Origin of the sequence: Streptomyces adelaidensis (assembly GCF_016598475.1) — a bacterium.
GTDB classification, from domain to species: domain Bacteria; phylum Actinomycetota; class Actinomycetes; order Streptomycetales; family Streptomycetaceae; genus Streptomyces; species Streptomyces adelaidensis.
In genome coordinates this window covers 1-7,174 of record NZ_JAEMUX010000164.1, presented here as the reverse complement: position 1 = coordinate 7,174, position 7,174 = coordinate 1, and the positions used below count along the sequence as shown (strand labels likewise).

At 67.6% G+C, this 7,174-nt stretch carries 6 protein-coding genes and 2 pseudogenes; 3 read left to right on the top strand and 5 right to left on the bottom strand.

Going from position 1 to position 7,174, the window contains the following annotated elements; genetic code table 11:
- Positions 1-415 (top strand): transposase (locus I8N67_RS40485; RefSeq protein ID WP_200309306.1); only part of this gene is annotated, 415 nt, incomplete at its 5' end.
- Here the strand turns inward: I8N67_RS40485 and I8N67_RS40480 are convergent.
- The 5 genes and pseudogenes from I8N67_RS40480 to I8N67_RS40455 form a co-directional block, all read right to left on the bottom strand.
- Positions 363-902: a hypothetical protein gene (locus tag I8N67_RS40480; protein ID WP_234047057.1), complete on the bottom strand. Its 540-nt coding sequence runs from the start codon at positions 900-902 to the stop codon at positions 363-365. The genes I8N67_RS40485 and I8N67_RS40480 overlap by 53 nt on opposite strands.
- A gap of 237 nt (positions 903-1,139) precedes the next feature.
- Entirely contained in the window at positions 1,140-2,390 is a 1,251-nt protein-coding gene (locus I8N67_RS40475; protein WP_200309305.1) for an MFS transporter, read from the bottom strand.
- Positions 2,391-2,605: 215 nt separating this feature from the next.
- A pseudogene (locus tag I8N67_RS40470) lies at positions 2,606-3,543 on the bottom strand (nucleoside hydrolase).
- Between the two features lie 1,028 nt (positions 3,544-4,571).
- Complete coding sequence (locus tag I8N67_RS40460; protein ID WP_200309304.1) at positions 4,572-4,985, bottom strand: DUF6069 family protein; 414 nt, start codon at positions 4,983-4,985, stop codon at positions 4,572-4,574.
- Positions 4,986-5,383: 398 nt separating this feature from the next.
- Entirely contained in the window at positions 5,384-5,878 is a 495-nt protein-coding gene (locus I8N67_RS40455) for a VOC family protein (RefSeq protein ID WP_200309303.1), read from the bottom strand.
- Positions 5,879-6,512: 634 nt separating this feature from the next.
- On the opposite strand from I8N67_RS40455, the pseudogene I8N67_RS44840 reads away from it, so the two are divergent.
- Together I8N67_RS44840 and I8N67_RS43580 are read left to right on the top strand one after the other, a co-directional pair.
- Positions 6,513-6,839: pseudogene (locus I8N67_RS44840) on the top strand (nuclear transport factor 2 family protein); the annotation flags it as partial.
- A gap of 145 nt (positions 6,840-6,984) precedes the next feature.
- Positions 6,985-7,164 carry a hypothetical protein gene (locus tag I8N67_RS43580; RefSeq protein ID WP_234047056.1) on the top strand — a complete coding sequence of 60 codons (180 nt, stop codon included), beginning with the start codon at positions 6,985-6,987 and terminating at the stop codon, positions 7,162-7,164.
- Positions 7,165-7,174 lie beyond the last annotated feature (10 nt).

Here is a 7,174-nt window from a genome sequence, read left to right as displayed (position 1 = left end):
CAAGCAGCACATCGTGACCGACTGCCTCGGTCTGCTGCTGGTCGTCGCGGTGACCGCCGCAAACGTCGGGGACAGGGATGCCGCGGTGGGCCTGCTGACCCGGCTGCGCCGCCTGCACCGTGACGTCTGCCTGGTCTGGGCCGACGGCGGTTACACCGGCGGCCTGGTCGACTGGTGCCGGCAGAAACTCGCGCTCACCCTTCAGGTCGTCAAGCGCGCCGACGATATGGAGGGGTTCGTGGTGCTGCCGAGGCGCTGGGTGGTGGAGCGCACCTTCGCGTGGTTGATGCATTCGCGCGGGCTGACCCGGGACTACGAGACGTTGCCGGCCGGCAGTGAGGCGATGATCCGGTGGTCGATGGTCACGCGGATGGGGCGGCGTCTGGCCCGGCCACGGGCCGCCGGCCGGCACTGAAGGCCCCCGACGCCTCCAGCAGGAGCCACCCGCGCTCCGCCAGGCGCCTGGCCTTCGAGCGCACCCCCTCGACCTTCGCCGGCGTCGTCCCCAGGCCCAGCCCCACCGCGATCTCCCCGGCCTTGAGCGGTCCCTGGCCCGCCGGCTGCCGTTCGTCGAGCACCTCCAGGATCCGCTGGCAGTCCGGCGCCAGCACCGTCACCGGCAGTCCTTCGCGCCAAGGTGGCACGATCGAGCCCGGCACCGGCGCGGGCGGAGGCACGGTCTTCCGCTCCGCCTCGGTCTCGGTCTCGGTCTCGGCGGTAGTCTCGGCAGCCGAGGCTGCCAGGGCCTCGACCAGCTCTTCCCGCGCGATCATCCGCCGGCCCAGCTCGATCTCGGCGGCCTCCAACACCCCAGTCAACCGGGCGACTTCCTCCCGCAGCTCTTCCACCCGCACACGGGCCGCCGTCTCTCGCTCCTCCAGCATTCCCAGCACCGACGCCATCGCGCACCCCTCGCTCACGGAGCGGAAACAAGACGCCGGATGCTTCCCTCATGCGGAGCCAGACCATGCCTGACCAGCAGAAATCAAGCGATCACGTTCGGTTGAGATACGGCTTCTAATTCCCCGGACCCCGAGTCACGTCCCGCGAAGCTGTGAAGCTCACAGGGGTGTGTGCGGTCGGCATAGATGCGCCGACCGCATACACCTCACAGCACTTGAGAGTGTGTCACCCCACGCTCAATGGGCGTTCTGCGGCTGTTCGGAAAGTTCTTGGTCCAACAGGTTCTCCGAGGGCACGGCGTCGATGATCCAGATGTTGCGCTGTCGGTCGGCCAGGAATGCGGAAAGTGCGAGGAGGAATGCTCCTGTTGCGACAATGAGAGCAACTAGGAGGGCGCCATCGGCACCGTGGGTTTCCGCGAGGCTGCCGGAGACGGCTTGTCCGCCTGCTGTTCCGAGGGGGCCTCCGGCGCAAAGGATGGTCATGGCGATCGCTGCCCGCTCAGCGGGCGCGAGCCGTTCGGTCAAGGCGTACAGGCTGATCATGTAGGGAGCGACGGTGAAGCTTGCCAACGCGACGGCCGCAGGCAGCGAGGCCAGTTGTGTGCCGAAGAAGAGGACCAGCATGCCGACGAAGAGTGCCGCGGCGAACGAGACGTAGCGGGCGCGCAGGGAGAACCGCTGCGGGAGCCAGGCGTAGGCGAAGCCGGCCAGGGCACTGCCGATGCCGAACTCGGCGTACAAGAGCCCCGAGACGCCGGGCTCGTCGATCGTGTCGGCGTACACAGTGACGGCCGTCTGGACCGCGCCGAAGACCGCCCCCATCGCGACCATCGCCAGAAACATCACAGCCAGAGGGCGACGCGGCAGCCGTGGCTTCTCCTGAGCCATCGAGAGGTGCTGCTCCGTGGTGCGGTGGGCGTAGAGCAAGGCGAAGGGGAATGTGCTTGCTGCGATGAGGGACATGGTCACCATGGCGGGGGCGAGAGGGCTGACCGCCGCGAGCAACCCGACAAGCGCGGGCCCGGCGACGAAGCTCATCTCATCGACTGACGCTTCATAGGAAAGGGCAGTGGACAGCAAGTTGTGTTCGTTGCGCGAGCGAATCAGTCGTGACCAGTGCACGCGTACGAGGGGGCCGACCTGGGGCTGGGTGAGGCCCACGAGAGCGGCTGCGGCGAACATGCTCTCCCGGCTGCCGTGGCTCGCGGCCAGGAGGGCGGCCCAGGCTGCGAAGTTGGCGATCGCGGCGGCGATACCAACGGACCGGTGGCCGTAGCGGTCGGCCAGGGCCCCGATCAGGGGGCCGCCTATGGCGATGGCGATGCTCTGGGCCGCGCTGGCGAGTCCGGCGAAGGCGTAGCTGTGGGTCGATGCCTGGAGCAGGATGAGGGTGGAGAGGGCTGAGGTTGCGTATGGCAGGCGGGCAAGGAATCCCAAGGGGAAGAAGCCCACGCCGGCAACGCGCAGCAGGGAGCGGTAGTACATTGACGTCTCCATCGGGCACGTCGAGGAGACGCGCCACCCAGCCACCAACGCGTCGACGAGCCCGATTCTGATCATCAACGTAGCGGAGGCGGCTGAGGGCTGTACAGATGCCTCGACCGAAGCGAATGGAACGATGCGGGCCGACCGCGGCGGCGTGTGGCCACAGCCAGGGGGTGTCCCTGGATAGCCGGGTCAGCGCATGGTTGGGGCCGGAGTCAGCAAAGACCGCCGCTCAGCTTGTCGAGGAGGAGGTCGCGAAGTGCGTCGATGTCGGCGTCGAGCGCCACATCGATCTCGCGTCCGGTCCGTTCATCCTCGTATCCGGAGCGGGTGTCGATGACGGTTGCGCCGCGTGCCGCTGCGGAGTCGCACACGACATCGGCCGCCAGCCGTCGGCACTTCAGCGTGCCGGGCCAGATCGCTTCGGCAACGGCGACCGCATCATGCAGGACGAGGCCGTCCAGGCCGAGTTCCCGCTGGTAATGGGTGCGGTACGGGGCGGAGACGGAGACCAGGGAGGCCCCGGTGGGGCCGGAAGCGGCGAGGGTCTTGAGCCAGCGGTCGTCCACCCAGGCACGGTGTGTCAGGTCGATGGGCACCAGGGTCGTCGGCACGTCCGATTCGACGAGGACGCGTCGCGCTGCCTCGGGGTCGCTCCACACGTTGAATTCCGCAGTCGCGCTGACGTTGCCGCCTGAAGCCGCCCCGCCCATTACCACGAGGCGGCCGATGCGAGGGCAGAGCTCCGGGTACACGGCCAGGAGCAGAGCGATGTTGGTCATGGGCCCGATCGCCGCGATCGTCACGGGGGTCTGTGCGGTTTTCAGGACGCCGGCCATTACTTCACGGCGGGGCGGGCCTGCTCGGTCCGTTGCGGGGCGGGGAGCGAGTCTGATGCTCCCCCAAGGCCGTCGTTGCCGTGGGCGTATTCGGCGCGGTGTGGGTGCGGGTATACGAGTGGGCATTCGGCTCCCCTGGCCACTCGTACGTCGTCGCGGCCGCACATCGCAAGCACTCTCAGGGCGTTGCGTGTGGTCTGGTCTACGGCCGCGTTCCCGAACACGGTGGTGATGGCACGGAGATCTACGTGGGGACTGCGGGCGGCGAGAGTGATCGCGAAGGCGTCGTCTATGCCCGGGTCGGTGTCTATCACGAGGGGGACGCGCTCTGAGAAAACCTCACTGGAGAGCCGGATGCCCGGAAATCGGGCCCGTCCGGTTCGGAGGGAGGCCGAGCGGAAAAGGCCCTGCCCAGCAGGGACCTCGCCGCTCGGCCGACCCTACCCGCACCCTGGCCGACGGCTGGGCCCTGGGACGCTTCTGCTCCAGCGAATCAGCCCGTCGCAAAGCCCTGCCGGCCTTGCTCCATCACTACAATCACCACCGCCCCCACACCGCAACCGGCGGTAACCCGCCCATCACCAGGTTGATCAACGTCCCTGGGCAGTACCAGGGCAGGTGCGGCGGGTCCAGGCGGGCCGACTCGGCCACTGCGGCCAGCTCCTGTTCCGCGGCGAACCGGCAGAGGACTTCCTTCCTGTGGGAGTAGGCCGAGAGACGTTCCTTGCTAGTCTTCGCGGCCTTGGCGATGCGATCGATCCGCGCGCACCGGCGGTCCCGGACCGGGAGAGCTCGGCGCCAGCAACGGCATCGGCCCCGGCGCAGCCAGGCAACAGGGGCCAGGGAGTCGTCCTCGTGGGCCAGGCGCAGACCAAGACCGCGGCCGTCACGAACAAGTCGTGTTCACCCGGGGACTGCACCGTCGCTACCACGCGCAGGGCATCCACGTTGCGTTCCACCCCGGTGTCACGGCCTCCAACTTCCCGAGCGATACCGCTCTTTCATGCGGTACGTCCACCACACTACGGTCATAAAGAACCTGTTCACGATCAGCCCGGACAAGGGCGCCGACCAGCTGGTCCGGCGCTGATGGCACCCCCGGCACCGCCTGGCAGCCCGGCGAGTACTGCGAGGAGCGCAAGACGGCACCCTCCACTGCGCAGGCCCGCGACCGCGAACTGGCCAGCCGACTGTGGGACGTCAGTGCCACTCTGATGTCGATCACCACGCCATGACGGCCGACTGCGTCAGGGCTGGGATCAGTGCTGCGGTCCCGGCCCTGACGTCGTGAGACAGCTCCGCGGCTTCGCGCCTACCTGCGTAAACGCGGCATCTCGAACTGTCACGACAGGGGCATGACCTTGCGGTAGGTGAACACCGCGACCGTCGCGACCGTGACGTGCATCAGAAGCAGTGCCCCGACGCCGAGCGCGCCGCCGTTACCGAACAGCAGGAAGTCGGGGACAAAGGACACCACGACGACAGTCGGCACCAGTCTGCGCACCAGTGTCCGGGGGTCCTTGGAGACCTTGCGCACGATCGCCCAGCCGACGGCGCCGGCCACGACACCGACGGCCGTGAGGAAGATGTACGAGGACGCCTTCAGCGGCGTGAAGTCGTCCGGCGCGCCTGCGGCCAGCGCGATGAGGGCGAGCACCGCGTCCGCCACGGAGGCCACCACTATGGCCGCGAGCACACCTCCCGCGACAACGAGCGGACCACGACGGACGGCGAGTGCGTCAGAGGCAACAGACATGACAACTCCAAAGAGGTCCAGGCGAAGAGAAGCCCCTTCACCGAAATGAGCTTGAAGACTCAAACAAGAGCCCGAAGCGAACTGTTGAGGGTTCGAGGGCGTGAACGGGCCTGCGAGAAAGCCGACCGACTACTGGGTGCGCAGCGACTCGCCTGCAGGCCAATCGCCTTGGCGTCGTTCCTGGTCGTCGGTTGGGCTCGGCCAGCAGGACACGTACGCCTAACGAGCCGAGCAGATGGGCCGCTGTGAGCCCCGTGGGCCTACGCCGACCACTAGTGCGTCCAGCTCATCCATCGAGGCGCTTGAGCGGGTTCTGCAGCGGGCTTCCTGAGGTGGTGTCAGTGGCTCGCTCATGGGCGGGGCTCCATCGGTCGGCGGCGAGGGCGGGGCACGTCGGGCTAGTGGACCGGCTGGTAGGCGGGGCCGCCGTCGGTCAGCAGCCGCTCGGCCTCGGCGAATACGTCGGCGGGGCTCTGATCGAGGTTGAGGGTCTTGCGGAAGGGCTGCCGTACATCGCGATCCACCCGCAGGTACACCTCGTTGCGGTTGCCCTCGGGGTCGAAGAAGTAGATGCCTATGGCGTTGCCGTGGGTGACTTCCTGCTGCACCTCGATGCCTTCGTCGCGGAACCGGTGGTGGAAGTCGATGACCGTCTCCAGTGAGTCCACGCGCCACGACACCTGATGCGTGAGCTTGGCCCCCTGCATGGCAGTGCGACCGCGCTGGAGGACGAACTCGTGATGCTCCTCCTCGGGACAGGAGGAGAGAAAGACGATGCCACGTTCGTCGTCCTCGTCGGTCACCGTCAGGCCCAGAACACGCGTGTAGAAGTCACGCATGGTGGCGAGGTCGTGCACCCAGAATCCAGTGTGGCCGAGGCCGGTGATCGCCATCGCGCGTCCCCTTTTTCAGGAATAGAGTTTCGTTTTACAGGACAATAGGCAGGGGCTGAGGGAGGCGTCAACTGTCGAAGGTGGGGCGGGGTTGTATTCGGGACTGCTGCGAGTCCGTCACGTGACCACGCCCGCGACATACGTCCATCGCCTACCGCGATCGCGGTAGGCGATGCCGCGGTCAGGCGACGAGCGCGGGCCGTCCGGCACCTACGCTGCGCTCGACTTCCAGACCCGTGAAGTCGGCGTGCTCCCGCTCAGCCCCAAGACGACCACCTAGTACGCACACGCCACTAGAACCGACCCCGGGGCCCATGGCCCGCAGCCCCTCAATCTGCTGCCCGCACGTCACCGCACGGCGCAGGTGGCCATCCCGCACTGCTCACCTGTGGGCGACACCGCGCCTCCGGACGAGAAGGCATCTCCACGACGCCCGCCCAAGCCACCATTGCCAGCACGGGAGTCCGTTGTGCGCACCCATCGAGCGCATTCTGGAGCACCCTGCCACCCCGTCACCCCACGCCAGAGGAGCGTCTCATCCCTCGTAGTCGCGCAGCGCCTTCATGCCCATAGCCACCTGTTCGAGCCGCTGGGCTCCCAGCGGCTCCAGGACGTACCGCCGGAGGCTGTCGAGATGCACCCGAATCGCACAGTCCAGGACACGCGCACCCTCAGGCGTGAGTCCGGCCAGCGGAGCGGCTGTACAACCGGCATGATCTGTCGGCCATCGACGCCTACCTCAGCGCCGGCTTCGTCCAGCACACGATCCCCGCATAGCCGACGGTCCAGCAGGACTGTGCGACTCCTCAGCAAGCAGAACGCGGCCTACCCGGACTCGCACGTCTCGGTCAAGCGCGTCATCGCGGAGGGCGACCTCGTCGCCGTCCACAGCAACCTGGTCCTCGAACCGGGCACCAGGGGCTACTCGGTCCTGGACCTGTACCGCCTGTCCGGCGGCAAGATCGCCGAACACTGGGACACCACTCAGGAAGTACCGACGACCACGGCCAGGGGCTACGACATGGTCTCCACACACAGCTCCCCACGGGTGAGCCAGTCGGCCCCCCGTACGCGCCACCGCGCTCAACAAGCAGCTCGTCACGGACATGTGCACGCAGGTGTTCGTGGACAAGGACGTCACCGCGTTCGACCACTACCTAGCCGACCCGGACTGCCCGCACGACCCCGGCTTCGCCAACGGCATCCAGGCGGCCAAGGTCGTGGAGCATTGGGACATCGTCCACAACGCGCCCTCCACCTCCGCCAATGAGCGGTGTGCATCGTGAAGTCGCAGGG